Raw genomic sequence first — 26,969 nt, forward strand, 5'->3', positions numbered from 1 at the left:
TAAGCCATACAATGCAAGTTTGGCAATTACAGGCATGAGTTAAATCAGTCGCGGGTGGGATCTGGATACTGATTTATGCTTCTTGAGGATTAAGGTGAAGCATCTGCCAAGTGGTATATGTCCCGATGGGACTCCAAAGTAAATAAGGAACTAATAAAAGTGCAGCCCAATTAGAAGTAGTTAAAACTGCAAGTGCTAATAGTAAACCAATAATAAAGCCTGTACCGCCTAAAATCGTACCTACTTTAAGGCTACGCAGGCGGAACATTACAGGTGTGTAAGCAATAGTCACAATTTCTAAAAGTAGATATATACCCATCAATAGCCAAGTATTGTTAGTTCCTGGGTTTCTTTCCCAGACAATGTAAGCAGACCAAGCACCACAAATAAAAATTACAGTCCAAATAATTGGAATTGCTGCCTCAAAAGTTAGCCATCGAGGTCTTTGCAATCGCTGGAACCACTTGCGATCGCTAGGCGTAATGAAATTAGCGCCTAAAGCGACGACAAAAGCTACAGCCCCTATCACCATCCAAGATTTAATCATGCCGCCCTATCCTTTGCGATCGCTAGTAAATATTGAAATATCACTTATTCAAGTGCAATCATGGCAATTTAGCCCAGATTTCTCATCATCCCTGGGTTTGATTAAGTAGGTAGGTGCGATTAATCCGAATTATATAAAGTTTTGTAATGTTTGTTGATGTAAATAATACCAATTGAAAATATAGCTATGCGTCCCACTCATGTATCAATACGGTTCAGATCATTAGTGATTGATTTGTTAGTTGTGGAAACAGCTAGCAAACTTGGGGGATTCTCCCCCAAACCCCCGATTGGGTGACGGTTGCGTCCCCCAAACCCCCTCCAAAATTATTTGTTTTGTTGTCAATTTATTTTCTTAACTGAACTACCTTGACTCATGTATTAACTCGATTCTGTTCAGGACTTAAGCAACTGGTACACACATCTTCTGATTTAAGAGTCAAGAGTCAAGGGTCAAAAATTCAGGTCTTTTGGACTTTTGACTCTTGAACACAAGTTCACTCAACGGAGGGAACCTCCGCACGTGACTGGCTCCTCTTGACAGCCTCAACGAAAAAAATGTGACACTCGCGTAAGTCCTACTGTTTTTAAACTGGTGTAACATGAAGCGCATCTATCTGATTTTAGCAATGAGATTGGTTGCTAATTTCTGCCGGATATTGAATCATTCATGCCCAATCTCTAATACCAAATTGAAAAAAGAATGCGACAGATTGTAGGGGTACGGCATTGCCGTGCCCTCTAGAATATATTGCTGTGTCGCCAACATTATTTGCATTGGTTTATTTAAAATTTCAAAATTTGTTTTTACTAATAAGCACATATATATAACGGCAGATTCACTTTCCTGCATTGCTGACCAGGAATTAGTTTTACTACCAGATTTTTGTAATTATTGTCGCCAAATTTTAGGAATATGCAATATAATTTTTTGCTAACTTCAGTTAGGCTGAGAGCCTTCTCCCTGAAGTGTGTCGGCTGATACGATATCCGCTAAAGTATATGTAATAAAAATATCATCCTCCCTGATATAGAAGCATATATGTAAGTAGCAACATCAGAAAATGTATTGTATAAACAAATAGTACACAGGAGATAGATTAATGACTAAAACTAAAATTTAAGTATTCTTAGCAGAAACTTCAAGAAGTATCTGGAAAATAGAAAGTTATCCAAATACTTAATCCAGATTAATGAATCGAGTTTATATGAGATATTGTCAGGCAGTTGATGTATTAATTTGCATGAGTAACTGTCTAGAACTTAAATTTAATTGAGTACAAAATACATGGGACAAGGTTTTTTACAAATTGGGTTAACACTATGTATTGTGATAGCAATTACATCAGTGTTCGGAAGATACATAGCACGTGTCTTCATGGGAGAAAGAACCCTGCTTGATTCCTTCATGAATCCCATAGAACGAAGTATCTTCGTCCTAGCGGGTGTAAGACCGAAAGATAGTATGACAGGCGGGCAATATGCCAGGGCTGTAGTATACAGTAACCTCGTCATGGGCATTGTAGTGTATTTATTAATATTTTTTCAGAGATTTTTACCCTGGAATCCCAATGGCTTTGGTGCGCCAACCTGGGATACACTACTGCACACTACAGTTTCTTTTGTCACGAATACCGACCAGCAACACTACGCAGGTGAGACGACCTTAAGCTATTTTAGTCAGGTAGCAGCTTTGGGGTTTTTGATGTTCACCTCCGCGGCTACAGGGTTGGCGGTAGGAATTGCCTTCATTCGTGGCCTCACAGGTAGGAAATTAGGGAATTTTTATATTGACCTTACCCGTGCCATTACCCGCATCCTACTACCAATATCAATAGTGGGTGCGATCGCACTCCTCATCTCAGGTGTACCGCAAACATTAGGCGCACCTGTAGTAGTGAGAACCTTGGAAGGAGGTACACAGTATATCGCTAGAGGCCCAGTTGCATCTTTCGAGATGATTAAAATGCTGGGTGAAAACGGTGGTGGCTTTTTTGGTGTGAACTCTGCCCATCCCTTTGAAAATCCTAATGGCGCTTCTAATTTAATAGAACTCATTGCCATGATTTCTATCCCCGCAGCTTTAATTTACACCTATGGGGTTTTTGCCAATAACCTCAAACAAGCATGGCTGCTGTTTTGGATGGTGTTTGTAATTTTCGTGGTTTTAGTGGGCATCACATCCACCGCCGAACTACAGGGAAATCCCTTGATTAATGGCACTCTGGGATTAGAATTTCCGAATTTAGAAGGTAAAGAACAGCGTTTTGGTTGGGCACAAACAGCGCTATGGGCTGTCATGACTACCGCCACTATGTCTGGTGCTGTCAACGGAATGCATGATTCCTTAATGCCCCAAGGAATATTTTCAACTTTATTTAACTTATTTCTCCAAATTATTTGGGGTGGTCAAGGTACTGGAATAGCTTATCTATTAATTTACGTAATTCTTACCGTCTTTCTCACTGGCTTAATGGTAGGGCGTACCCCAGAATTTTTAGGACGCAAAATCGAAAAACGGGAAATTGTGCTCGCCAGTATAGTATTACTGATACATCCGATTGCCGTATTAATCCCCAGTGCGATCGCCTTAGCCTACCCAATTTCCTTTGCGGGAATTACCAACCCTGGCTTTCATGGCATTTCCCAAGTAGTTTATGAATATGCCTCAGCCGCAGCTAACAATGGTTCCGGGTTGGCAGGGTTAGCTACTACTCAACCTGCACCTACAGCTTTGTGGTGGAATTTGAGTTGCTTATTTCCCCTGTTAGCAGGACGCTACATACCAACTATTGCCATATTGTTACTAGCTGATAGTATGTCTCGTAAGAAACCAGTACCAGAAACTCCTGGTACCCTCAGAACCGATTCTCTGCTATTTACTTGTGTCACAGCTGGCGTAAGCCTCATTCTAGGCGTACTCACCTTTTTCCCAGTTTTAGCCTTAGGCCCCATAGCCGAGGGTATTAAATTATCCTCTGGCAGTTAAATACATAAGGAAGACAATATAGCAAATCTCCCTCATCCCCCTCATCCCCCTCATCCCCCTCATCTCCCTCATCACCCTCACTCACTAAAATCTATGAATCAAGCTGCAGCTACCTCCAAAGCTAGACCTCCGCGTTCTCGTTCAGGCGATCGCCGTCAACCACGCAAAAAGACCAAAATCAGTGCTACAGGCATCTACTTGCGAGCCATTAAAGATGCTTTTGTCAAGCTCAATCCGCAACACGCCATCAAAAACCCAGTAATGTTTTTGGTGTGGGTTGGTACGCTCATTACTTTAGTGGTTACCATCGATCCCAGCTTATTTGGCCCAGTACAACAGAATAATCCGCAACTCTTCAACGGCATATTAACTGGGATTTTGTTTTTCACAGTCTGGTTTGCCAATTTTGCCGAAGCTGTAGCCGAAGGACGAGGTAAAGCCCAAGCCGATGCTTTGCGATCGACAAAATCAGAAACAACTGCCAAACAACTTGCCACCGATGGCACTATTACCGAAGTCCCATCCAGCAGCCTCAAACAGGGTGATACCGTCTACGTAGTAGCAGGTGATTTCATTCCCGCCGATGGGGAAGTGATTATGGGTGTGGCTTCTGTAGATGAATCGGCAATTACTGGAGAATCTGCACCAGTACTGAAGGAATCTGGCTCGGATGTTGCTAGTTCTGTGACTGGTGGTACGCGGATTATCTCTGATGAATTGATTATCCGCATTACAGCCGAATCAGGCAAAGGGTTCATCGACCGGATGATTGCCTTGGTGGAAGGGGCAGAACGCAGCAAAACACCCAATGAAATTGCTTTGACTGTATTGTTGGCAGTTCTCAGCTTAGTGTTTTTATTTGTAGTCGTAACTCTGCCTGCATTTGCTTACACCGTTAAAAATCCAGTCAGCATCCCGGTTTTAATTGCCTTATTAGTTGCATTGATCCCCACCACTATTGGCGGATTGCTAAGTGCTATTGGCATCGCCGGGATGGATCGAGTCGCCCAATTTAACGTGATTGCTACATCTGGTAAAGCTGTCGAAGCCTGCGGTGATGTTAATACCCTAGTTCTCGATAAAACAGGGACAATTACCCTTGGTAACCGCTTGGCAGAAGAATTTATTCCGATTAACGGTCATACACTTGAAGACATCGCCAATGTTGCTTGGGTAGCTAGCGTATTTGATGATACGCCTGAAGGGAAATCGATTGTGCGACTAGCAGAAAAATTAGGCGCAAGGGTAGATTTTGACTACAATCAGGCACAAGCAGTAGAGTTTTCTGCTAAAACCCGCATGAGTGGCACCAACTTACCCGGTGGGAGAGAGGTACGCAAGGGAGCCGTGGGAGCAATTAAAGGGTTTGTACGTTCCCGTAATGGCCGCGAAACCCCAGAACTTGATGCAGCTTACGAGCGAGTTTCCCAGCAGGGCGGTACACCCTTAGCTGTGTGCTTAGACCATGAAATCTACGGCGTAATTTATCTCAAAGATATTGTCAAACCTGGCATTCGCGAACGCTTTGACCAGTTACGCCGCATGGGAGTACGTACCATTATGCTGACTGGAGACAACCATATTACGGCGGCGGTGATTGCCAAAGAAGCTGGCGTTGATGATTTCATTGCCGAAGCCACCCCCGAAGATAAAATTACTGTCATTAAGCAAGAACAGGCGAAAGGCAAACTAGTCGCCATGACCGGAGATGGCACCAATGATGCCCCAGCCTTAGCACAAGCTAATGTGGGATTAGCCATGAATACGGGGACTCAGGCAGCAAAAGAAGCAGCAAACATGGTGGATTTAGACTCAGACCCCACAAAATTGATTGATATCGTCAGTGTTGGTAAACAATTGCTCATTACCCGTGGGGCGTTGACAACATTTTCCTTAGCTAATGATATTGCTAAATACTTTGCAATCATTCCCATAATCTTTGCCTCTGCTAATTTGCAAAGCCTAAATATTATGAAATTGACTAGTACTAATTCAGCAGTATTATCGGCATTAATTTATAACGCTTTGATTATTCCTGCCTTAATTCCTTTAGCTTTAAAGGGCGTAAATTTTCGACCCTTAACAGCTAATCAACTACTGCAACGTAATATTTTGATTTATGGTTTAGGTGGAATCATTACACCATTTATAGCCATTAAAATAATCGATATTCTAATTACACTAGCAGGTTTAACTTAGTACAGTATTTCAGGAATTCGTGTTTAATTAAAGATAATTGGCGGAGGCTGTCATTTGTCCTTAGCTATTTGTCATTAGTAAGGATTTAGAGTCTATTTATGTGTACTAACATAGTTGGGTTAATTTCCACATACCTACTTATTCTGCGTTACTTGGCGGGAACCTCCGCAGTACTCTGCGTTTAATTAGATTATTTCCTATTTAAACGGAAATACTTAGACAAATTTGCAAAATGAATTCGACAGATGGATTGATTGTTATAACTCTTGTATAAAGAGTAACTCCCAATCCCAAATCTAAAATCCAAAATGGTATAAGGGTGCAAAAAATCAAGTAAAATGAACAAAAATCAGGATAAAAATGCAAGACAGACAAAAAATATTGTCTGGACAAAATTGCGTAAACAACAGTTACTACTGCCAACTTTGATGGCGCTAGGATTCACCTTAGCAATTGCCCCTGTAGTTTATGCCGCCTCAGATGTCAGTTTAGAAAGTCGCACCACTTGGGCAATTGGCATTTTGGGACTTGTCACAATATCGCTTGTTATATACTTGTTTGTTGTCGTTTTTCAGCCAGAACGCTTCTAACAGTTCAAAATTATTATTCAAGATTAAATTCAAAAGAGCGATCGCACAGATTATTGTATGTCTATTATTCGAGAAATCATCAAATCAATTCGTATAACTTTAGTACTTTGGTTACTAACAGCACTCATCTATCCTCTGTTAATTTTAGTAGTCGGTCAGGTGTTTTTCCCTTTGCAAGCTAATGGCAGCATCATGCAAAATATAGATGGTCAACCAGATGCCCCACCAATTGGTTCTGCCTTAATTGGTCAAGTATTTACATCAGAGAAATATTTTCATGGTCGTCCCAGTACAGTCAGATATAGCCAAGGTAAAAAAGCCAAAGCAACTGGCATCTCTGGCGCGAGTAATCTTGCTCCTACTAATCCAGAATTACTCAATCGTATTGTTGAGCAAGCTAATCAATTTCGAGACGAAAATGTTCAACCAACTGCAGATTTAATTTACACCTCTGCATCTGGCTTAGATCCTCATATTTCTGTGAAATCTGCTAGGCAGCAATTGGAGAGAGTCGCTAGTGCCCGTAACGTCAAAGCAGAAGAAATATTACCTCTAATTAATAAATACACTGACGATAGATTTTTATGGGTTTTTGGTGAGCCAGGAGTAAATGTTTTGCGATTAAATTACGCTCTTGATTTGCAAGAAATTAATCTTAAGGCAAATTAATAAGTTTAATTGGGCATGGGGCATGGGGCATTGGGCATGGGGCATTGGGCATGGGGTAATAGGTAATTGGTAATTGGTAATGAGTAATGAGTAATGAGTAATGGCTATTCTCCCCTGCACCCCTGCTTCCTCTGCTCCCTCTGCTCCCTCTGCTCCCTCATCTCCCTCATCTCCCTCATCCCCCCTCATCCCCCCTCATCTCCCTCATCCCCCTAACCCAAGCTGCTGCTTCAATCCTTCTGGCACATTGACTGCGGTTTCTAACCCGCGCACAGTTTCCCATTGCTGCTTTTCTCCCCAGGTCATTTCTTCTAGGTTGGCTTCGCTGACATCAGCATTGCTGAGTATGGCGTAGCTAAGGTTAGTGTGGCTGAGATCCGCGCCATTGAGTAAAGCACCACTGAGGTTACTACCACTGAGGTTGGCTTGGTTGAGGTTGGCATAGCTGAGGTCGGTACCAAAAAGCATGGTATCACTCAGGTCGGCACCACTCAGGTCAGCATCATTAAGTATTACGCCGCTGAGGTCGGCATCGTGGAGAATTACACCACTCAAATCTACACCGCTGAGATCTGCACCTAAAAACATTGCACCGTTGAGCTTTGCGCCGTTGAGTTTTGCGCCATTTAGTTTGGCGTAGCTCAGATCAGCAGCTACAAGAATGGCATCATGAAGTTTGGTACTGAAAAGAATTGTGTCGCTGAGGTTGGCACCGTTGAGGATGGCACGGCTGAGGTCTGCGCCACTGAGGTCGGCACGGCAGAGGTCAGCATGACTGAGGTTGAGACCAGTCAAGTTAGCTTCGCTGAGGTTGGCACCGAAAAGTATTGCATGGCTGAGGTCGCCACTGTTAAGGTTAGCATCTTTGAGATTGGCACTGCTGAGGTCAGCACTAGTAAGATTGGCATTTTTGAGATTGGCACTGCTGAGGTCGGCGTGGCTAAGGTTAGCGCGGCTGAGGTCGGCATGGTGAAGATTGGCACCGCTGAAATTGGCGCTGCTGAGGTCGGTGCGGCTGAGGTTAGCATTGCTGAAGTTGGCACCACTGAGGTTGGCATCACCAAAGTTGGCACCACTGAGGTTGGCATTGCTAAAGTTTGCACCTGTTAAGTTGGCATCTCCTAGGTATGCACCAGTAAGGTTAGCGCCGCTAAAGTTAGCACCTGCCAAGTTAGCATTTCCTAAATAAGCACCACGAAAGTTGCCGCCTCTTAAGAATTCCCCAACGATACTAGTAAAATTCCCAATTTCTATGGCATCGCTATAGTTAATAATACGTAGGAGTTGCGATGTGAAAAAACTTTCTGTATCCGGTTGGCTGGAAGGATAAAACGTAATATGCTGCTGAAGTTCAGCTCGCCCTTGAGCGTAGCGGTGTAACTCCAAAAGTAATATGAGTACATTAAGTCCTGTATATATATCTACTTGCCTTAGTCCAATTTCGCGATTTTTCGCGAGCATCTGTAGCATTTTTTTCTGAGGCAAGTTATCATTCGGTGCTGCATCGATAAATTCCCCTCGACACCAGCGACGATAAAATTCTTCTAGGCGTTGGCATAAGACTACTGGACGAAATTTTTTCCCCGCAATTAACAAGTTCATGCCTTGTTCAACTATGTCTGAGGTCAAGGCGCTCTGACCTAATAAATCATAAATTTGTGCATATAATTGGCGATATCTGGCGGTGAGTCGCTGCGCGTCTATGCGGAGTGTAGCGGATGATATCTCGCTCGCGAACTCTGGCAACCCACTACCGGGGTTTGACCATTCTTCCAACCTTTTTTGTAATTGTTGGGGTAGTAAAGAGTCTGGTAAAGTATCTTGAGCAAATTTAAAGCCTAGCTCAAAATCTGGAGTTGTTTTTCCCCTAGAAGACACTGCTTCAGCTTCCGGAGATTCTGTCTGCGAGAACTCTGGTAACTTTGTACCTCTGGCGTAATTGCTTAAACGCTTCCAAATTTGCAATAAATAGGACATTTGGTATCTTGGATTACTATCTGATTACTGGTTAGTTAGAGATGATTTAAAGATTGAGATTGACTGAGAAGCTAATCGGGCAAAAAATAAATTCGTATAATTTATAACTAGTAACTATTAGAGATGTTTTGGTGGTAGGTAACCAATCAGCACCTGACAATTTTTCTTTGTGTAAATCGAAATCAACAGCTTGAGAAGTTGTGCCTTTTCCAGTAATGTCATCGATTTGGCATAAATTGTTATACTTTCTTCCCAGCAAGTTTACTAGTCTGGTGTCAAAATAATACGTACTGTATGCTACAGACACAATTGTTAGCAAAAATACTACAGTAAAACTGTCCAATCAGATTCAAAAAAATAATGATAACTTAACGAAAAAGTTCACTGCTGGATATTAGCCAGCTAATAATATTTTTAGAATAAGCTTCAGTTAGATCAGCGCCAAGTAGCTTAACTTTACAACAATGAGAAATTAGCTATTGATTGTTATCGGGGATTGATTAAATGAATAGATTAACTTTTTATGTAATTTTGTTGCACGGTTTGTTTTTAGGATTAACAACCGCTAGTGCTAAGTCTGTACCTAATAACAGAGTAAATACTGAGTTACACAATCTCCAAAAGGTAGATAAAGTTAGTGTAAAACCAGTCACAGTCAAGGGTACAGAAAAGTCAGAGAGTAGCCTACAAAACCTGAAAGCTGTAAAAAAGCTAGACAATAATGCTCTCAAACGAGCCTTAGAAGCATCACAGTTACCCCATTCTTTAGGGCAAAAGACGGATCAAGTCTGGGTGCTTAATCAAAATCAACAAGTACAGCAGCAACCTTTTAACTGGATAGTTCAAAGTCCGAAAGAAGTTGGGAAACAACCTTTTTTACAAGCGGTCAAAACCCCAGACAAGCCTAGCGAAAAACCTAACTCATCGAGTAAGCCACCAAAAAAGGATGACTTAGAGCCATTTGATGAAGTTACTAAAGATACTGAAAAGTCAGCGGGAGTGTTCACGCTTTATCGCCAGAAAGAAAAGAATAAAATTTATTTAGAAATTCAGCCAGAGCAACTAAATAAAAATTATCTAGCCACTTCTACCTTGGAATCTGGGATTGGGGAGCAGGGTATTTATAGCGGTATGCCTTTGCAGGACTTTTTATTTTACTTTAAACGAGTGGATAATAACCTGCAATTTGCTGTTCGTAATGTTAATTTTCGGACTCGTGAAGGAGATCCGCAAGCGCGATCGCTAGCTCGGTCTTTTAGTGACTCTGTACTGTACACTATTCCCATTAAAAGCATTCATCCAGAACGCAAAACTCTGCTGATTGACTTGGGCGATTTGTTACTGACAGATTTAGCAGGCTTATCTCTAAGTTTGGGGCTACCTGGTGGTACAGACCAATCATATTTTGGTGAAGCCAAAGTCTTTCCAGAAAACATAGAAGTAGAAACAGTTTTAAATTTTTCTGGTGGTGGCGGTAGCAGTAAAGATAGTGAAATGCTTAACTTTGAGTCTTTAGCTGACAGCCGTGGCTTTACTCTGCGCCTGCACTATAGTATTTCCCAGTTGCCCAACAATAAATATCAACCTCGTTTAGCTGACGAGCGTGTGGGCTATTTTATCACTGCTTATCAAGACTTATCTAAAGACGATCGCGGCGACCCATTTGTACGTTATATCAATCGTTGGAACTTAGAAAAAGCCGACCCACAAGCAGCAATATCTCGACCGAAAAAACCAGTTGTTTTCTGGATTGATAACGCTGTACCTTTTGAGTATCGCGATGCCATTAAAGAAGGGATATTAATGTGGAATAAAGCCTTTATCAAGGCAGGCTTTAAGGACGCAATTGAAGTGCGGCAAATGCCAGATAATGCCACATGGGACCCTGCGGATATTCGCTACAACACTATCCGTTGGATTAACACCATTGATGGTTTTTTTGCTAGGGGGCCATCCCGTGTTAATCCCTTAACTGGAGAGATTTTAGATGCAGATATTTTAGTAGATGGCAGCTTTGTCCGTGTACTGAAGAATGAGTATCGTCAAATAGTACAACCCAATGTCTCATCTTCACGTACTTCTTTATCGGCGTTGATGCAAAATAATATGCTTTGCGTCAATGGCTTAGGTGGCAAATCTAAGACTAATCCCCAGCAAGAAGCAAAGCAAAAGCCTTGGTTAGGTCGTTTAGCGAAAATCGCTGGTGAGTCAGACTTATGCTACGGTATGGAAGCCTCGCAGCAGTTTGCCTTGGGTTCCTTGGCAATGACACTTCTAGAAGATAACACCACTAGCCAAGAGCAATTAAAAGCATATATCAATCAATACTTACGCTTAATTATTGCCCACGAAGTTGGTCACACCTTGGGGTTACGTCACAATTTCCGGGGTAGCAATCTACTCCCACCGGAAGAACTCAACGATCAGCAGATTACGAATCACAAAGGTTTAACAGCTTCGGTGATGGATTACATTCCGCCAAATATTGCCCCCCAAGGTACCAAACAGGGTGATTATTTCCCCAGTATGGTTGGCCCTTATGATGATTGGGCAATTCAATACGGTTACACACCTACACAAGCCTCAACCCCCATCGCCGAGAAATCATTTTTAGAAGAAATTGCTAGCCAATCCGATCGCCCAGAGTTGAGTTACTCTACAGATGAAGATAGATATGACCTCGACCCGACTGCGAATGCTTGGGATAATAGCGGTAATGTACTGCGGTATTCCCAATGGCAGCTAGATAATTCTCGGGTGATGTGGGATCGTCTCACCAAACGTTATCCCATTGCCGGAGAAAGTTTTAGCGATTTGAGCGATCGCTTTGGTACTGTCTTAGGTAACTACTTCCAAAATATTTTTTACACCACAAAATATATTGGCGGACAGTCCTTTTATCGCATTCGTGCTAGCGCCTCATCTACCAAACTAAGTGGACAAAAGCGATTACCATTCCAAGCCGTACCAGTAGAAGAACAACGCCAAGCATTAGCGACGTTAAATAAATATGTCTTTGCTGAAGATGCGTTTAACTTCTCGCCAGAATTGCTGAATAAATTAGCACCTTCTCGCTGGTATCACTGGGGTAGCTATCCAATGATTGGGCGTTTAGATTACCCAATTCATGACTTGGTGTTAATCTTGCAGAGTGCGGTATTAATGGATTTACTTTCAGGCGATCGCCTTACCCGCCTCAAGGACATTGAACTCAAAAATCCTACCGAAAAAACACTTACTATTCCAGAGCTATTAGATACTCTGCAAACAGATATTTGGACAGAAATCATCAAACCTCAAAGCAAACCCCTGAAGATTTCCAGCCTGCGGCGAGGCTTGCAGAGGGAATATGTGAATATTTTGAGCGATATGGTGTTACGCAAAGAATATGTACCTGAAGATGCACGTACTTTGGCATGGTATAAAATCAAGCAACTTAACGAAAAACTAGCAGGAGTCAATTCTGACGATGAATATACAAAAGCGCACATCTTAGAAACACGCGATCGCATTGAGAAAGTCTTGAATGCGCCGATAAGAAGTAATTAATTGGGATGGGGCATGGGGCATGGGGCATGGGTAATGAGTAATGAGTAATGAGTAATGAGTAATGAGTAATGAGTAATGAGTAATGAGTAATGAGTAATGAGTAATGAGTAATGAGTAATGAGTAATGAGTAATGGCTCATTGGTGTCAACTTAAGCTAAAAGCGATATAGGGCGGGCGTTGTACAAATACCCCACGCCCTCATCCCCTAACCCCTTCTCCCCGAGGAGAAGGGGAACTAAATCTCTTGCTCCCTTCTCCCTGTGGGAGAGGGGCTGGGGGTGAGGGCGGAAACCTTTCAACCAAGCGGGTTTCACGTTAAGTTGACACAGGTGGTAATGGCTATTCTCCCCTGCACCCCTGCTCCCTCATCTCCCTCTGCTCCCTCATCTCCCTCATCTCCCTCATCCCCCTCATCCCCCAGTCCCCCAGTCCCCAGTCCCCCTTCTAACTACTCAACGCTTTGATGAATCGTTGCAAACTCTTAAACACACTTGGTTTTTTGGCAGGTGTACCGTCTGTTGCTGTTTGGGATTGTTTCATTAGAATGAGATCTAACTCATCACCTGAAGGTCTGTTGGGTAATTCTGTGATTTTTTGATAATCGCCGTCTTTTTCTACCCAAACTTCCCATAACCCAGGGTAGCACCGGAAAACGGCTGTTTCGTCGTCTACAGGGCGGAGGTAGTAGGAAGATTCTATGGTGCTAATAAAACGTTGACGGGTTTGTCTTCCTGCATAACCAATACCGACAATCCCAAAATCTTCGAGGCGGGGATTTAAAAGAACTATGGGGCGATCGCCTATTTCTTGACAAAGTTTTTCCATCTGCGGGACTTCCACAGATGTTGGGGTAATAAAGAGAAAAATTTCATCCTCTGGCTTCACTTTTGATCCGACAGGAGTTGCCCTACCTGTACCAATATCCTCAATTTTATATGGCGTATCTGCCCATTCACGACGAGCAAGGGCAGCAGCACCAGCATCAGCAAAGAAAATCTTCAAGCCAGAACCATATTCGGCAAACATTGGTAAAAAGTCTGCCGCCACCAGCATCATTTTAAGTTCGGGAAACAAATACTCAACTTGTAAGCGAGTACAACCATCAGCTAAAGCTGCTTGGGTAGCTATGCGAGATTGGGCGATCGCTTCTTCAAGACTCTTGGGAAGTTCACTCATTGTCGGCATTTTACTTTTGTGTATACTTCCATTGTTTCAGTATTGGCTATCCAAACTGTATGGAAATAAAGGTTTAATGGTAATTCGTAATTACAAATTATTAATTACGAGTTACGAAAGCCTCACAGATGTGAGTAATGATAGCTTCTCAACGAAGTGCGATCGCCTGCTCATATAATCTTGATAACAGGCACGATACAATCAAAAAAATATGCCTGCCAGAGACCTGTATCACGATAACGTTAAAAATGCCCTGATTAAAGATGGCTGGATCATCACTCATGATCCCCTACGAATTCGTCTGGCGCGAGGTAAAAACCTATTTGTCGATTTGGGGGCAGAACGATTGCTGGCAGCTGAACGTGGCACCGAAAAGATTGCTGTCGAAGTTAAAAGCTTTACCCGTCCTTCGGATATGAAGGATCTTGAAGAGGCGTTAGGTCAATTTGTTTTGTACGCGCAATTATTGAAGCGGTACTATCCAGAGCATATCCTGTATCTTGCTGTTACTGAAGCAACTTGCAAGACTGTCTTTGAAGAAGAAGCCGGACAAACCTTGATTGAAGATGGCATCATTCGTTTAGTAACCTTTGATCCGAGTCAGGAGGCAATTAGCCGATGGATTCACTAACCCAATATCGTCAGACAATTGAAAAAGTATTCCAAGACTATGCCGACTTTCTCCAGAGTGATGATGGGGTAAAAGTTGAGTTAGTGTTAGATAGAGAACGCGATCGCTATCTGTTAGTTGAAACAGGCTGGCAAGACGGTTATCGCATCTATGGCACTTTGCTGCACATTGATGTGATTGATCATAAACTTTGGATTCAACACGATGGGACAGAAGAAGGTATCGCGAATGACTTAGTAGCCGAGGGAATTCCCAAAAAGCAGATTGTTCTGGCTTTTCGACCCCTGGAACAGCGAAAACACACAGAATTTGCGATTTCTTAGATAAGTAGTAGTGCAAATTTGATTGATTAGCATTTCCTAACCTTGGATTTTAGGAAGCGATCGCCTTTGTATTATGAATCCGTTTTTCTCACGAAAGGCTTGACTCTCTAAGTTGACGCACAAGCAAAACTAGAATAGCGTTGATTGATAAGTTTTGCTTAAGCTGTGGTGACCACAACATAAGCATTCGTCACCAACATGACGATGTTCGTCACCAACATCACGATGTTCGTCACCAACCTCACGACATTCATCACCAACATCACGATGTTCATCACCAACATCACGATGTTCGTCACCAACCTTACGATGTTCGTCACCAACATCACGATGTTCGTCACCAACATCACGACATTCGTAAAGAATAGGCAAGTTGTTGTTACTTAACGCACGACATTTGTAACGTGGCTGCGGTAAAAGTACTTAAATTCTTGTTAAGAGGATTTTCTTTAAGGTTTGCAGCGCACGAGTAACAAAATTATGCTGATGCCAAGCTTGATAGAAGTCGGGGTAAGGCATATTCTGGGCGCATTTCCAGGCTAAATCGTAGTATTGATCATTTAATTGCCAATAACCACTTAAAGCTTTGACTACATCAACGCGATGCTGATTATTTATAATTTCCCCTAAGCTATTTGCTGCCTGCAAACGGATGTCGTCATCCACAGTAGTTGATTGCAGCAGTTGCACCAAAGCGGCGATCGCAATTTCATTGCCTGGGTCGATTTCCCCTAAGCTAATTGCTGCCACCTGACGGATGTAGTCATGCAGATGATTTGATAGCAGCAATTGCACCAAAGCAGCGATCGCAAATTTATTGCCTGTGCCGATTCTCCCTAAGCTATATGCTGCCAGCCAACTGGTGTAGTCATATAGATTAGTTAATAGCAGTTGCACCAAAGCGGCAATCGCAATTTCATTGCCAGTGCCGATTTTCTCTAAGCTTGATGCTGCTCGCCAACGGGTATCGTCACCCAGATTAGTTGATTGCAGCAGTTGCACCAAGGCTAGGATCGCAATTTCATTGCCTGGGTCGATTTTCTCTAAGCTTGATGCTGCTCGCCAACGGGTATCGTCATCCAAATTAGTTGATTGCAGCAGTTGCACCAAGGCGGTGATCGCAATTTCATTGCCAGTGCCGATTTTCTCTAAGCTTGATGCTGCTCGCCAACGGGTATCGTCACCCAGATTAGTTGATTGCAGCAGTTGCACCAAGGCTAGGATCGCAATTTCATTGCCAGTGCCGATTTCTCCTAAGCTTGATGCTGCTTCCCTACGGGTGAAGTCATCCAGATTAGTTGATTGCAGCAGTTGCACCAAGGCTAGGATCGCAATTTCATTGCCAGTGCCGATTTTCTCTAAGCTTGATGCTGCTCGCCAACGGGTATCGTCACCCAGATTAGTTGATTGCAGCAGTTGCACCAAGGCTAGGATCGCAATTTCATTGCCAGTGCCGATTTCTCCTAAGCTTGATGCTGCTTCCCTACGGGTGAAGTCATCCAGATTAGTTGATTGCAGCAGTTGCACCAAGGCTAGGATCGCAATTTCATTGCCAGTGCCGATTTTCCCTAAGCTTGATGCTGCTTCCCTACGGGTATCGTCACCCAGATTAGTTGATTGCAGCAGTTGCACCAAGGCTAGGATCGCAATTTCATTGCCAGTGCCGATTTTCCCTAAGCTTGATGCTGCTCGCCAACGGGTGAAGTCATCCAGATTAGTTGATTGCAGCAGTTGCACCAAGGCTAGGATCGCAATTTCATTGCCTGGGTCGATTTCTCCTAAGCTTGATGCTGCTTCCCTACGGGTGAAGTCATCCAGATTAGTTGATTGCAGCAGTTGCACCAAGGCTAGGATCGCAATTTCATTGCCAGTGCCGATTTTCCCTAAGCTTGATGCTGCTTCCCTACGGGTGAAGTCATCCAGATTAGTTGATTGCAGCAGTTGCACCAAGGCTAGGATCGCAATTTCATTGCCAGTGCCGATTTTCTCTAAGCTTGATGCTGCTCGCCAACGGGTATCGTCACCCAGATTAGTTGATTGCAGCAGTTGCACCAAGGCTAGGATCGCAATTTCATTGCCTGGGTCGATTTTCCCTAAGCTTGATGCTGCTCGCCAACGGGTGAAGTCATCCAAATTAGTTGATTGCAGCAGTTGCACCAAGGCGGTGATCGCAATTTCATTGCCAGTGCCGATTTTCTCTAAGCTTGATGCTGCTCGCCAACGGGTATCGTCATCCAAATTAGTTGATTTCAGCAGTTGCATCAAGGCTGCGATCGCAATTTTATTGCCAGTGCCGATTTTCTCTACGCTTAATGCTGCTTCCCTACGGGTATCGTCATCTAGATTAGTTGATTGCAGCAGTTGCACCAAAGCTGCGATCGCAATTTCATTGCCAGTGCCGATTTTCTCTACGCTTGATACTGCCTGCTTACGGGTGCTGTTATTCAGATGATTTGATTGCAGCAGTTGTACCAAGGCTGCGATCGCAATTTCATTGCCAGTGCCGATTTCCCCTAAGCTTGATGCTGCTTCCCTACGGGTGAAGTCATCCAGATTCAGCCAACGGGTATCGTCATCCAGATTATTTGATTGCAGCATTCGTACCAAGGCTGCGATTGCTTCTGTCCGGTCTGTCTGTTGTAGTGCTAAATTGGCTTCCTCGGCAATAGGATAGTGAAATGGTAAATATATTTTTTTATTAAAAAAAACAATTTTTAAATAACCAGTTGCCCAGTTGACAATTTGTTCTACTATTTCAGGTGATCTAGAATAAGCTCTAAACTCTGCAATACCTGCGGCAGCTAAAAAGTAAGCCTGATATTCATAAAATCTTTTTCTATTCCACTTACCACATCCGTCTTTAAAGTTCACTAAAGCATCGATCAACTCTTGCTTTTGCTGTTTGAGCTTTTCTTCTTCTCGCCCTAACCAAAGTAATATTGTTTGCTTCCATTGGAGTTCAAAGATGCGATAAGTTCCTTGACTAGGATTTTTGGGAACGTGATTAAGAAAGAAATGCCAATCATCAATTGCTTTAGCAGCAAAGTATTCTTGAAATGAGGCATGAAAGAAAGCGTAAACAGGTTTTCTCTGTTCATCTATCCCTATACTGTTCAGCCAGCCGCGATTTAGTGCCAATTTCAGCAACGAATTTTCATCATCAACATCCCCTAAGAATTGATTAACAAAATCTTGCCGCAAGCGAAACCGCGTTGCTTCTTTGTCTATTGCGGCTTTAGCCAATTCCCCTAATTTGATATTGAGTTTCTGACGCTGGCCAGATGTTGTAGCAAATTCGTCTTTCTTCCACTTGTAAAAGTCATCAACAAATTGCTGATAGAGTCCCGCTTGAGTATCTGGTAATTTGCCATCTCCCGATTGCCAATTCAAACACAGCAGGGTCAACCGCAGAGGATTTTTGACTAAATCCTGAATCCGTTCTTTACCCGGTTCTTGCAAATCACTGCATAACTGATTTCCCTTTTCCGGAATAGCACTGAACCATTTATGAATAAATCTCTCTACCTGTTCTGGATAAGAAAAATCTAAAGTGCGATAGGTATCAAAATCATCAAGTGCATTAATGCTGCCATCCCACAGATTAACCCGACAGGTTAGCACAATTCGCGCTTGAGAAATTAACCCTGCTTCACGGAATTGTCGTGCAATTTCTGTGAGAGGATTACCTGAAGATGTGGACATTTCATCTAACCCATCTAGCAGCAGCCACACATTATTTCGATTAAACAGAGCAACAAAATCATCCTTTAGTTGCTTAGTGGCTTCAGCTTTCCCTATTTTCTCAGACACTTGAGTCAACCAAGTCTCAAACAGATAAGTTTTTAATTCCTTTCCTCGCAAATCTGCTAAAGATACCCAAATGACAATCGACTGGTGAATCTCACGCGATACCCAATCAGCAATCTGCTGTAATAGTGTTGTCTTTCCTGCTCCTGGTTCACCAATAACTGCAATTCGCTTACCTTTACTTTTAGGTGTGTTCTTGTGTTTTAAAACTTCTTCCAGAAAAGCATCATGCTCAAATGTTTTGGTGATTTCTGTCTCCTTGTAAAGTTCTGAACCCTGTTCTGGAGAAACATCACCCTGACGTTTAGATGGTTTTTTGCGCTCAACTAATCCTAGTGGTACGTAAACATCATCAACTTGCAGGGCGACCCCTTCAGTTGATGACAGAGGATTTGTAGTCAGCTTGCGCCGTTCTGCCAATATTTCACGACAGATTTCACGCCAGTCATCGGGAGTTAACTTTGTCCCATCCTCCCTATCGGACGACTTTAGTCAGTTGTTAAACGTGACAGGGGCGTTAAATTGATTTCCTTGGAAGACATTCTTAATCTCATCCGCTAACTTTGCATTGTTAACAACTGACGGGTGTGAGTTGATTTGTTCTACTAGTTTTTGAATTTCTTTGCCCGTCTCAGACTGACTATTTTTAGCGGCTGTTTCGACATCCACAACTGCTTGAGCAATTTCCGGGTCTTGTGCTGCTGCTGCTTGCAGTTCCAGCACTGCTTGACCATAATCTAATCGTTGGGGTTCTTTGGCTTCTACAGCCGCAGTCAGCAATGGCAATTTATGCTTAGTGCGGAGCTTTTCAATTAACTTGCCACTTTGCGTCCAAACCACATCACCAATGTTTTCGCCTACTTTCTCTAGTGGTTTAGTCAAAAGTATAGTCGCGATCGCAGTTACCACAGCCGTCAGCGTCACAGGTTCCATATACTCAGTAATAATAACTATATATAAAAATTAATTTAATCTATTTAGGACTTACGCAAAAGTCACGGAATTACGTCATTACGAGCGCAGCGACGTAATTGCCTGAGATTCTGGGATTGCTTCCCTACACTTCGTTCCGGTCGCAATGACAAATTTTGCTTGCGTAAGTCCTGCTATTTTTTGCTGTTCATCTGCTACTAACACCAGGGGTCAAAGGTAAAGGGGAAAAGGAATTAAATGACTTAGTGTCACTTAAGGGACTTCCAAGAAATAAATTATTCCATCTTGTGGGGCGGGCATCTTGCCCGCCACATAAACTGGGCGGACAAGATGTCCACCCCACAATAAATACTGGGATATTTTTTTATTTGGAAGTCCCTAATAGTAGGTTTTACGCCGCCAATACCCCTACTGCTCAGAAAAAAAACAATTCCCCATTCCCCATTCCCCATTCCCCATTTCCCATTCCCCATTCCCCATTCCCCATTCCCCATTCCCCAATCCCCATTCCCCATTCCCCAATCCCCATTCCCCATTCCCCATTCCCCATTCCCCCTTTTTCTTGCGATAATTCCAAGGGGCACGCGCTTTAAAAAGGTTAGTCAAGGGGAGATAATGACTATCAAACGGTTGGGTTTAATTGGATTAACGCTGATTTCCTTGGCGTTGTCTGGCTTGTCTTTATTTGGCAGTTGGCAGGAACCTCAGTTTCAAAGCCGCTTGGAGTTGTACCAAACAAATTTGGCGCTACAAGCACAAGCTTGGCAACCAGAAGAGAGCAGCAAAGAAAATTTACAAGTGGTTCGCGAAACCATACTGGGTGAGGAACCTCTGGAAAATGCTGCCAAGCAATATCAAGATGCGCGGAAATCGGTACAAACCAATTTGGAGAAAGCTAAAACTCAACTGGAAAAATTGCGTTCTCCTGCAGTTAACACTCCCGCACCGTCTAAACCTTTACCAGAAACTCGTCCCGGAGAAAATCCGGCTAATCCACAAGAGCAACAGTTGCAGCAGTCTCTCAAGCAACTGCAAAAATTATCGGCGGAATTAGATTTACGTTTGGGAATTTTACAAGCACAGCAGGGAAAGACTGAGACAGCAATTAAGACTTGGGATGATGTCCAGCAACGCTCAGATATTAGTCCAGAATTTCCCGAAACCTCTGCTGTATTAACAGGGTTATGGAGTAATCCTCCCCGTCTGCTCCCCAATGCTCAACAGTTGATTCAAAAGAATTTAGATGGTTGGTTTCGTGCTACAGCCTTAGTGCAACTATACCAACTTCAGCAACGTCCCGATGCACTGGCGACAGTAAAAGCAGCACAACAAGAAACTGCTGCTCAAGCTGTCGTGAAGTTAGCGGTAATTGGGATCATCCCCACCTTGGCAGCTGTCATTGGGATAGTACTGCTAATTGCAGTCTTAGTGCAATATTTGGTGAAGGGAAAAGCCGCTTTATTAGCTCAAAATGCTGATGTAGCTTGGTCAACTCCTTGGGGTGGTGAAACGATTCTCCAAGTTTTTGTTATCGGCTTTTTCTTGATGGGGCAAGTTTTTGTACCTTTAATATTATCCCTGCTCCCCTTCTCCTTGAGTGGTGGTGATGTGCGCTTTCAGGCTTTCTCGGTTTTGCTGCGTTATATTATCGTCGCATCAGGGGCGCTAGCAGTACTATATTTATCGATTAAGCGCTTTTTCCCACTACCAGAATACTGGTTTCGCTTCAATCTCCGCAGTAAATGGTTTTTATGGGGATTAGGTGGCTATTGCGCCGCTTTACCAATAGTAGTAGTCGTGTCTTTGATTAATCAACAGCTATGGCAAGGACAAGGCGGTAGTAATCCCTTGTTACAACTGGCATTAGAAAGTCAAGATACTGTCGCACTAGGAATATTTTTTATCACAGCTGCGATCGCAGCTCCTGTTTTTGAAGAAATTCTTTTCCGAGGTTTCTTGTTACCTTCCCTGACTCGTTACCTTCCTGTGTGGGGATCAATTCTGTTAAGTAGCTTACTATTTGCGGCTGCTCACCTCAGCTTATCGGAAATTCTCCCCCTCACAGCTTTGGGGATCGTCTTAGGTGTAGTCTACACGCGATCGCGTAACCTCCTCGCACCGATGCTGCTCCACAGTCTTTGGAATAGTGGCACTCTACTCAGTTTGTTTATTCTAGGTAGCGGTAATTAATTATACGTAAATTCACGGTTGCCGAAGCAGAAAAATATTTGCTTTCATCTCCATATATGGCAATAATATATGACAATCATTGCAGCTATAAAGCCAGCCACAAAGTAGAGAAGAGAAGCTAGAGCGAGACAATACTACAAGGGATAGCGTTTTGAACTCAAAATAGCTTTTGGGAAAAAGGTTAAAGGGTAAGGGTGAAAGGTTGTTTCTTTCCCTTTTCCCATTCCCCTTTTTCCCCTTAACCGAAAAGTATTGAGAGGCTAGAGACTAAGTAGGAGTATTTTTTTACTCGATACTTAGCACTTTTCTCAGTCAGTACTTACCATCAATAAATGCTATTTTTAGGGTCAATATTGCTGGTGGTACAAACCTCTTCAGCAATACCAAAAAATACATAGTAAATTTCTAGAGTGACATTGAGTCACCTCTAAGCCATATCAGTCCTTGTAGAGATAGGGATTAGCTTCCCAAAAATTCTGTTTCAGAATGCTTGGGAAAGCAGCTAGCAGTGATTGATGAGTTTTTGCACAATCTACTTCCATGTATTTTGGTAGTGGAAAAATTGTTTCTTTTGTGTGGGAAGATGCCTATACTGGTACTTTCTATAAAGTTTCCATTAAATATATCCTCATCATTGCAGCCATATCCAAAAAATTCCGGACATAAAACTGATGAACTTGTAAATAGGGGTATTCCAACATAGGGGTATTTGCTGATAATTGAAAGTGAATTCTCCTCAAGAGAAAAATTCACCTAAGATTTGGCAAAACTCATCTGTTGAAATTTGTAGCCTAAAGATACAAAAGTCACTCAGGTATCGAAGCACGATATAGTTCCAAACAATATCAAATAACCTCTGTTTCAAAAGTACTCGATTCAACATTTTGAACAGAAAGTTTAATTTGGGTAAAAAATTTATGGGTGATGGTTAAAGGTTTTCCTTTTCCTTTCTATCCTTATCTTTAACCCTTAACCATTATGCTGACGATTCCTCAGGTATCGTGACAATTTGGTTATGCTTATTTATCTAAATTAGAGCTTTTTCGTTAGGGAAAGTAAAAATATATTTCCTCAGTGAATATATTTACTACTTTTCTGAAAGAATCATTTAAAATTACCCCCTATTTCTCCAGGAGCAGCAGTCAATATGGCAAATCTCAACTCCAGCCAAGCGAACAAACAACTAATCGCTGGTTACTGTGGCATTATTTTCGGTGGTTTTGGAGTACATAAGTTTATTCTTGGTTATGCTCCAGAAGGCTTCATTATGCTAGTTATCACCGTAGTCGGCGGTACTTTTACCTACGGTTTTACTTTGTTAATTATGCAACTTATAGGTTTGATTGAAGGCATGATCTACTTAAACAAGTCTCAAGAAGAATTTGTAGACACTTATTTTGTCAATAAGCAGGGCTGGTTTTAGATTTATAGCTCACAATCTCACTGATATTTCAGGCTATGTAAGCTAAATGCATATACAAATCCTAAATCATGCATAAATATTGAGATAACCGACTTTTATAAAAAGTCGGTTATCTGAAAACAATCGATATCATCAATAAAATAAACTTTCTGCAAGCAACTCTATATATTGACATTTTATATCTACCATTATGCTCAACATCAAACATCAAAAACTTTCCTTAGCCTTTTTCTTGCTAGTTGGTGCGGCATATTTCATCACAATGTCTAATCTAGAAATAAACTATTTTCTAAAAAGCATAATTGCTTTTCTGCCTATCCAAATTGCAGCATTAGTCTATGTATCTTATAAGAATTCGTAATTCGTAATTCGTAATTCGTAATTCGTAATTCGTAATTAAGAAATTCGTTTAGGATTCTCCCTCATCCCCCTCATCCCCCTCATCTCCCTCATCTCCCTCATCTCCCTCATCTCCCTCATCTCCCTCATCTCCCTCATCTCCCTCATCTCCCCAATCCCCATTACCCCTTATCCCCAGAGGGGGCCCCGAGTTCCCCAATCCCTTATTTAAATTTATCTGCGACAAGCAGTCTTAGTTCAAAATTTCGCCTACCCTCAAATTAGGACGCTTGTAATGAGCGTTGAAAATTGCAGCGAATTTAACTAAACTCTTGCCATGCAACTTGTTCCCAAAACGAATCTCACCCCAGAAATGATGCCCATTACAGAGAAAATAATTCTGGATGTTGGGGGCATGAAGTGTGCTGGGTGTGTGAAAGCAGTAGAAAGGCAGCTAACTCAACATCCAGGAGTCAAGAGTGCCTGTGTAAACCTGGCAACTGAGGTCGCAGTTGTAGAGTCAGAAGTGGGTGTAGTGGATGCTGAACAATTGGCAAAGCATTTGAGTGCCAATGGCTTCCCTACTCAGCCTCGAACGGCCGCCAGCGCATCAACTAGAGAAGATCCAGAAGCACGTCAGCACCGAGAAATGCACTCTGCACTCAAGCAATTAGTAGTTGCTGGCTTGCTCTTAGTTTTTTCAGCAATTGGGCATTTTGGTACGATTAGCGGCTCAAATCTGCCAATTTTAAATAACATCTGGTTCCATTGTGGCCTGGCAACAGTGGCGATACTATTTCCTGGTCGCCCGATTTTAGTTGATGGCTGGCTAGGCTGGCGGCGAAATGCGCCCAACATGAATACTTTGATCGGCTTGGGAACCTTAACAGCCTATACAGCCAGTTTGGTGGCGCTACTCTTCCCCCAAATGGGTTGGGAATGCTTCTTTGACGAACCAGTGATGATGTTAGGCTTCATTCTTTTGGGGCGGACATTAGAACAACAAGCTAGAGGTCGCGCTGCGGCAGCGTTTCGGCAACTGCTAGCATTGCAGCCACAAATAGCGCGGTTGATTGCTAACCCGGAGAAAATTGGGCAAGAAAGTAATGGTGCAGGTCGAGATGCTGTTATCGGTTCTGCTAGCATCGAGATTCCTGCCGAACAAGTGCGAGTAGGTGAATGGTTACAGATATTGCCTGGTGATAAAATCCCCGTTGATGGTGAGGTGCGGTGGGGACAAACCACAGTTGATGAATCCATGCTGACAGGGGAAGCTGTACCAGTAATTAAGCAACCTGGAGATTTTGTTACAGCCGGTACTATTAATCAATCAGGGGCGATCGCAATTCAAGCCACCCGTACAGGTAGCGATACCACATTAGCCCACATTGTCGCCCTGGTGGAAGATGCCCAAACCCGCAAAGCACCTGTTCAGAAATTAGCTGATACAGTAGCTGGTTACTTTACCTATGGTGTATTAGCAGCCGCTTCATTAACCTTTGTCTTTTGGTATTTCTTTGGTGTTCACATCTGGCCAGATATTGCCATGTCAACCAGCATGGAAATGGCCCACCACTCGCCACTCAGCACTCAGCACTCAGCACTTACCGCTCATTATTCTCCACTCCTGATCAGCTTAAAATTAGCGATCGCAGTTATGGTGGTGGCTTGTCCTTGTGCTTTAGGTTTGGCTACACCTACAGCCATTCTCGTTGGGACTGGCTTAGGTGCAGAACGGGGTTTGTTAATCAAAGGCGGTGACGTTTTGGAACGAGTTCACCAGCTAGATACAGTAGTCTTTGATAAAACTGGCACGTTAACTACAGGTAATCCCACCGTTACAGATTGTCTGCTAATTGAAGAATTAGCCTCTGAGGGCGAATTTTCTCTAGTTCCTAACCCTCAGTCTCTTCTCCAATTTGCTGCGGCTGTAGAAAGCGGCACATTCCACCCTCTTGCTAAAGCCATTCAGCAGGAAGCACAGCGACAAGAATTAACTATCCCTGAGGCTGTAGAGTTTCATACAGAACCAGGACTAGGAGTATCGGCTGTAGTCCAAGGTAAAAATGTCTTATTGGGAAATTGGGAATGGTTGAGTTGGCACGGAATTGCCATTAGCGAGACTGCACAACAGTTAAGCCAAAAGTTAGCCGCAGAGGGGAAAACAGTTGTTTGTGTAGCAGTAGGCGGGATTTTAACCGGAATTATTGGCGTTGCCGATACTCTCAGGCCAGATGCCAAAGCTACAGTCGATAAATTGCGCCAGATGGGTTTACGGGTAATGTTACTCAGTGGCGATCGCCAAGAAGCCGCGAGTGCGATCGGTAAACAACTGGGACTAAGTAGCGATGATGTCATAGCTGGTGTTCCCCCCAGTAAAAAAGCCGCAGCCATCCAATCCCTGCAAGCTGGCGAAATGACAAACAACTCCAAACCACAAGCTATTGTGGCAATGGTGGGAGATGGAATTAATGATGCGCCTGCTTTATCGCAAGCAGATGTGGGAATTGCATTGTATTCAGGTTCCGATGTGGCAATGGAAACTGCTGCTATTGTATTAATGCGCGATCGCCTCAGCGATGTTGTGGAATCAATTCACCTCAGCCGTGCCACATTCAACAAAATCCGTCAGAATTTATTCTGGGCTTTTGCATATAATACAATTGGTATTCCCTTAGCAGCAGGTGTTTTGTTACCAAGTTTGGGTTTTCTCCTTAGCCCATCTGGTGCCGCCGCATTAATGGCATTCAGCTCAGTTAGTGTTGTTAGTAACTCAGTTTTATTACGGCGTTTGGCTCATCGACCGTAAATTTCTTTTAGGAGATAATACTCTCAACTCAATCGCAATTCTGCCTTTCTCGGCAGATTTACTAATCATCAGGATTGATGCATCTACCACATCTGTTGAGAATCTTCCTAAAATGAAAATAGCAGGAGTAGAAGAGCAATATTCTACTCTATTGAGTCAAAATGCACTTAAATGCTTATTAAAGCAGTACCACAGACTGTAATGCGTAATAATGGCAGGAAACTATATTAAACACATCTTCAGCAATCAAATTTCAAGCGATTTTAGCAACGACGCATCAATGGCCGCAGAAACCAACGAAAGCCATCTTCTGATTCTGGAGGATGATCAAGGTCGTAAGGAATTTTCGCTAGAAAATCCCATCTACTCTATCGGTAGAGACCGCGATTGCAATATCCGATTGGTGTCGCAGTTTGTCTCTCGCCGCCATGCCACCTTGGTAAGGTTACCACGCGAACTGGATGGCCATAGCTATTATTACCGAATTGTTGATGGCGATGCTAAAGGCAAACTCAGTTCTAACGGTCTCATGATTAATGGGCGAAAGATGCAATCCCACGATCTGAGAAATGAAGACGAGATTGTTTTTGGCCCACAAGTACGTGCCATTTATTACTTGTTAAGAAATACTCATCGCTCAGGTATGACGGATGCTAGTGAGTATGATATTACACTAATAAATCCGGGTATGACTGATGATTTAGAGGAAATCTAAAACCCATAAAATTATCAAATCAGAGGCGCTTGCTCAAAAAAATTTCAAGCTGCCAATCTTTTAACTGCTTACAGATACAAAAGCTGTAAGCTACTGTTTGTCA

21 protein-coding genes are annotated in these 26,969 nt (G+C 42.8%); 11 read left to right on the plus strand and 10 right to left on the minus strand.

The window, feature by feature from the left end:
* Window positions 1-73 precede the first annotated feature (73 nt).
* Complete coding sequence (locus tag HG267_RS16850) at window positions 74-547, minus strand: TspO/MBR family protein (protein ID WP_045870064.1); 474 nt, start codon at window positions 545-547, stop codon at window positions 74-76.
* Between the two features lie 1,287 nt (window positions 548-1,834).
* Here HG267_RS16850 and kdpA point away from each other — a divergent pair.
* From kdpA to kdpC, 4 genes are all read left to right on the plus strand, one after another.
* Window positions 1,835-3,535 carry a potassium-transporting ATPase subunit KdpA gene (gene kdpA, locus HG267_RS16855; RefSeq protein ID WP_045870063.1) on the plus strand — a complete coding sequence of 567 codons (1,701 nt, stop codon included), beginning with the start codon at window positions 1,835-1,837 and terminating at the stop codon, window positions 3,533-3,535.
* Window positions 3,536-3,628: 93 nt separating this feature from the next.
* Entirely contained in the window at window positions 3,629-5,734 is a 2,106-nt protein-coding gene (kdpB, locus tag HG267_RS16860; RefSeq protein WP_045870062.1) for a potassium-transporting ATPase subunit KdpB, read from the plus strand.
* A gap of 338 nt (window positions 5,735-6,072) precedes the next feature.
* Entirely contained in the window at window positions 6,073-6,324 is a 252-nt protein-coding gene (gene kdpF, locus HG267_RS16865) for a K(+)-transporting ATPase subunit F (protein WP_045870061.1), read from the plus strand.
* A 57-nt stretch (window positions 6,325-6,381) separates the two neighbouring features.
* Window positions 6,382-6,993, plus strand: a complete 612-nt coding sequence (gene kdpC / locus HG267_RS16870; protein ID WP_045870060.1) for a K(+)-transporting ATPase subunit C — start codon at window positions 6,382-6,384, stop codon at window positions 6,991-6,993.
* Here kdpC and HG267_RS16875 read toward each other — a convergent pair.
* Window positions 6,946-7,182 (minus strand): hypothetical protein, encoded by a 237-nt coding sequence (locus HG267_RS16875; RefSeq protein WP_263420069.1) that lies wholly within the window; start codon window positions 7,180-7,182, stop codon window positions 6,946-6,948. The two genes, kdpC and HG267_RS16875, sit on opposite strands and share 48 nt — an antisense overlap.
* Window positions 7,183-7,197: 15 nt before the next feature.
* Window positions 7,198-8,970, minus strand: a complete 1,773-nt coding sequence (locus tag HG267_RS16880; RefSeq protein ID WP_045870059.1) for a pentapeptide repeat-containing protein — start codon at window positions 8,968-8,970, stop codon at window positions 7,198-7,200.
* 504 nt (window positions 8,971-9,474) lie between these two features.
* Between HG267_RS16880 and HG267_RS16885 the strand changes: the two genes are divergently transcribed.
* Window positions 9,475-12,519, plus strand: a complete 3,045-nt coding sequence (locus HG267_RS16885) for a zinc-dependent metalloprotease (protein ID WP_045870058.1) — start codon at window positions 9,475-9,477, stop codon at window positions 12,517-12,519.
* Here the strand turns inward: HG267_RS16885 and HG267_RS16890 are convergent.
* A complete protein-coding gene (locus HG267_RS16890; RefSeq protein WP_155539193.1) occupies window positions 12,516-12,659 on the minus strand; it encodes an alpha/beta hydrolase in 144 nt (47 codons plus the stop codon). The genes HG267_RS16885 and HG267_RS16890 overlap by 4 nt on opposite strands.
* A gap of 305 nt (window positions 12,660-12,964) precedes the next feature.
* A complete protein-coding gene (locus tag HG267_RS16895; protein WP_045870057.1) occupies window positions 12,965-13,696 on the minus strand; it encodes a DUF1995 family protein in 732 nt (243 codons plus the stop codon).
* Between the two features lie 211 nt (window positions 13,697-13,907).
* Here HG267_RS16895 and HG267_RS16900 point away from each other — a divergent pair, with 211 nt between their 5' ends.
* Both HG267_RS16900 and HG267_RS16905 read left to right on the plus strand, forming a co-directional pair.
* Entirely contained in the window at window positions 13,908-14,327 is a 420-nt protein-coding gene (locus HG267_RS16900; protein WP_045870056.1) for a XisH family protein, read from the plus strand.
* Window positions 14,315-14,650 (plus strand): XisI protein, encoded by a 336-nt coding sequence (locus HG267_RS16905; protein ID WP_045870055.1) that lies wholly within the window; start codon window positions 14,315-14,317, stop codon window positions 14,648-14,650. The genes HG267_RS16900 and HG267_RS16905 overlap by 13 nt, the downstream gene beginning before the upstream one ends.
* Before the next feature lie 129 nt (window positions 14,651-14,779).
* Here the strand turns inward: HG267_RS16905 and HG267_RS16910 are convergent, their stop codons facing one another.
* The 4 genes from HG267_RS16910 to HG267_RS16925 all read right to left on the minus strand — a co-directional run bounded on the left by HG267_RS16910 (window position 14,780) and on the right by HG267_RS16925 (window position 19,940).
* Window positions 14,780-15,022, minus strand: coding sequence for a hypothetical protein (locus tag HG267_RS16910; RefSeq protein ID WP_155539189.1), 243 nt, complete (start codon window positions 15,020-15,022; stop codon window positions 14,780-14,782).
* A 51-nt stretch (window positions 15,023-15,073) separates the two neighbouring features.
* Window positions 15,074-18,877: a HEAT repeat domain-containing protein gene (locus HG267_RS16915; RefSeq protein WP_263420070.1), complete on the minus strand. Its 3,804-nt coding sequence runs from the start codon at window positions 18,875-18,877 to the stop codon at window positions 15,074-15,076.
* A 72-nt stretch (window positions 18,878-18,949) separates the two neighbouring features.
* Window positions 18,950-19,390, minus strand: a complete 441-nt coding sequence (locus HG267_RS16920; RefSeq protein ID WP_045870054.1) for a hypothetical protein — start codon at window positions 19,388-19,390, stop codon at window positions 18,950-18,952.
* A 415-nt stretch (window positions 19,391-19,805) separates the two neighbouring features.
* On the minus strand, window positions 19,806-19,940 hold the full coding sequence (locus HG267_RS16925; RefSeq protein ID WP_255325198.1) for a hypothetical protein: 135 nt from the start codon (window positions 19,938-19,940) through the stop codon (window positions 19,806-19,808).
* Window positions 19,941-20,005: 65 nt separating this feature from the next.
* On the opposite strand from HG267_RS16925, the gene HG267_RS16930 reads away from it, so the two are divergent.
* Together HG267_RS16930 and HG267_RS16935 are read left to right on the plus strand one after the other, a co-directional pair.
* Entirely contained in the window at window positions 20,006-21,580 is a 1,575-nt protein-coding gene (locus HG267_RS16930; protein WP_045870053.1) for a CPBP family intramembrane glutamic endopeptidase, read from the plus strand.
* Window positions 21,581-22,727: 1,147 nt separating this feature from the next.
* A complete protein-coding gene (locus tag HG267_RS16935; RefSeq protein ID WP_045870052.1) occupies window positions 22,728-23,003 on the plus strand; it encodes a TM2 domain-containing protein in 276 nt (91 codons plus the stop codon).
* Window positions 23,004-23,412: 409 nt separating this feature from the next.
* Here the strand turns inward: HG267_RS16935 and HG267_RS16940 are convergent, their stop codons facing one another.
* Window positions 23,413-23,562 carry a hypothetical protein gene (locus tag HG267_RS16940; RefSeq protein ID WP_155539187.1) on the minus strand — a complete coding sequence of 50 codons (150 nt, stop codon included), beginning with the start codon at window positions 23,560-23,562 and terminating at the stop codon, window positions 23,413-23,415.
* Window positions 23,563-23,679: 117 nt separating this feature from the next.
* Between HG267_RS16940 and HG267_RS16945 the strand changes: the two genes are divergently transcribed.
* Together HG267_RS16945 and HG267_RS16950 are read left to right on the plus strand one after the other, a co-directional pair.
* Window positions 23,680-26,151: a heavy metal translocating P-type ATPase gene (locus HG267_RS16945; protein WP_045870051.1), complete on the plus strand. Its 2,472-nt coding sequence runs from the start codon at window positions 23,680-23,682 to the stop codon at window positions 26,149-26,151.
* 211 nt (window positions 26,152-26,362) lie between these two features.
* Entirely contained in the window at window positions 26,363-26,866 is a 504-nt protein-coding gene (locus tag HG267_RS16950) for an FHA domain-containing protein (protein ID WP_045870050.1), read from the plus strand.
* The last annotated feature ends 103 nt before the right edge of the window (window positions 26,867-26,969 follow it).

The sequence above is a fragment of the Tolypothrix sp. PCC 7601 genome (genome assembly GCF_025677855.1).
GTDB classification, from domain to species: Bacteria; Cyanobacteriota; Cyanobacteriia; order Cyanobacteriales; family Nostocaceae; genus Aulosira; species Aulosira diplosiphon.

What these genes read in the sequence shown, in the direction of transcription:
- HG267_RS16850 (WP_045870064.1), bottom strand. Translation starts at nt 547, where the DNA reads ATGATTAAATCTTGGATGGTGATAGGGGCTGTAGCTTTTGTCGTCGCT.
- kdpA (WP_045870063.1), top strand. Translation starts at nt 1,835, where the DNA reads ATGGGACAAGGTTTTTTACAAATTGGGTTAACACTATGTATTGTGATA.
- kdpB (WP_045870062.1), top strand. Translation starts at nt 3,629, where the DNA reads ATGAATCAAGCTGCAGCTACCTCCAAAGCTAGACCTCCGCGTTCTCGT.
- kdpF (WP_045870061.1), top strand. Translation starts at nt 6,073, where the DNA reads ATGAACAAAAATCAGGATAAAAATGCAAGACAGACAAAAAATATTGTC.
- kdpC (WP_045870060.1), top strand. Translation starts at nt 6,382, where the DNA reads ATGTCTATTATTCGAGAAATCATCAAATCAATTCGTATAACTTTAGTA.
- HG267_RS16875 (WP_263420069.1), bottom strand. Translation starts at nt 7,182, where the DNA reads ATGAGGGGGGATGAGGGAGATGAGGGAGATGAGGGAGCAGAGGGAGCA.
- HG267_RS16880 (WP_045870059.1), bottom strand. Translation starts at nt 8,970, where the DNA reads ATGTCCTATTTATTGCAAATTTGGAAGCGTTTAAGCAATTACGCCAGA.
- HG267_RS16885 (WP_045870058.1), top strand. Translation starts at nt 9,475, where the DNA reads ATGAATAGATTAACTTTTTATGTAATTTTGTTGCACGGTTTGTTTTTA.
- HG267_RS16890 (WP_155539193.1), bottom strand. Translation starts at nt 12,659, where the DNA reads ATGAGCCATTACTCATTACTCATTACTCATTACTCATTACTCATTACT.
- HG267_RS16895 (WP_045870057.1), bottom strand. Translation starts at nt 13,696, where the DNA reads ATGAGTGAACTTCCCAAGAGTCTTGAAGAAGCGATCGCCCAATCTCGC.
- HG267_RS16900 (WP_045870056.1), top strand. Translation starts at nt 13,908, where the DNA reads ATGCCTGCCAGAGACCTGTATCACGATAACGTTAAAAATGCCCTGATT.
- HG267_RS16905 (WP_045870055.1), top strand. Translation starts at nt 14,315, where the DNA reads ATGGATTCACTAACCCAATATCGTCAGACAATTGAAAAAGTATTCCAA.
- HG267_RS16920 (WP_045870054.1), bottom strand. Translation starts at nt 19,390, where the DNA reads ATGGAACCTGTGACGCTGACGGCTGTGGTAACTGCGATCGCGACTATA.
- HG267_RS16925 (WP_255325198.1), bottom strand. Translation starts at nt 19,940, where the DNA reads ATGGGGAATGGGGAATGGGGAATGGGGATTGGGGAATGGGGAATGGGG.
- HG267_RS16930 (WP_045870053.1), top strand. Translation starts at nt 20,006, where the DNA reads ATGACTATCAAACGGTTGGGTTTAATTGGATTAACGCTGATTTCCTTG.
- HG267_RS16935 (WP_045870052.1), top strand. Translation starts at nt 22,728, where the DNA reads ATGGCAAATCTCAACTCCAGCCAAGCGAACAAACAACTAATCGCTGGT.
- HG267_RS16945 (WP_045870051.1), top strand. Translation starts at nt 23,680, where the DNA reads ATGCAACTTGTTCCCAAAACGAATCTCACCCCAGAAATGATGCCCATT.
- HG267_RS16950 (WP_045870050.1), top strand. Translation starts at nt 26,363, where the DNA reads ATGGCAGGAAACTATATTAAACACATCTTCAGCAATCAAATTTCAAGC.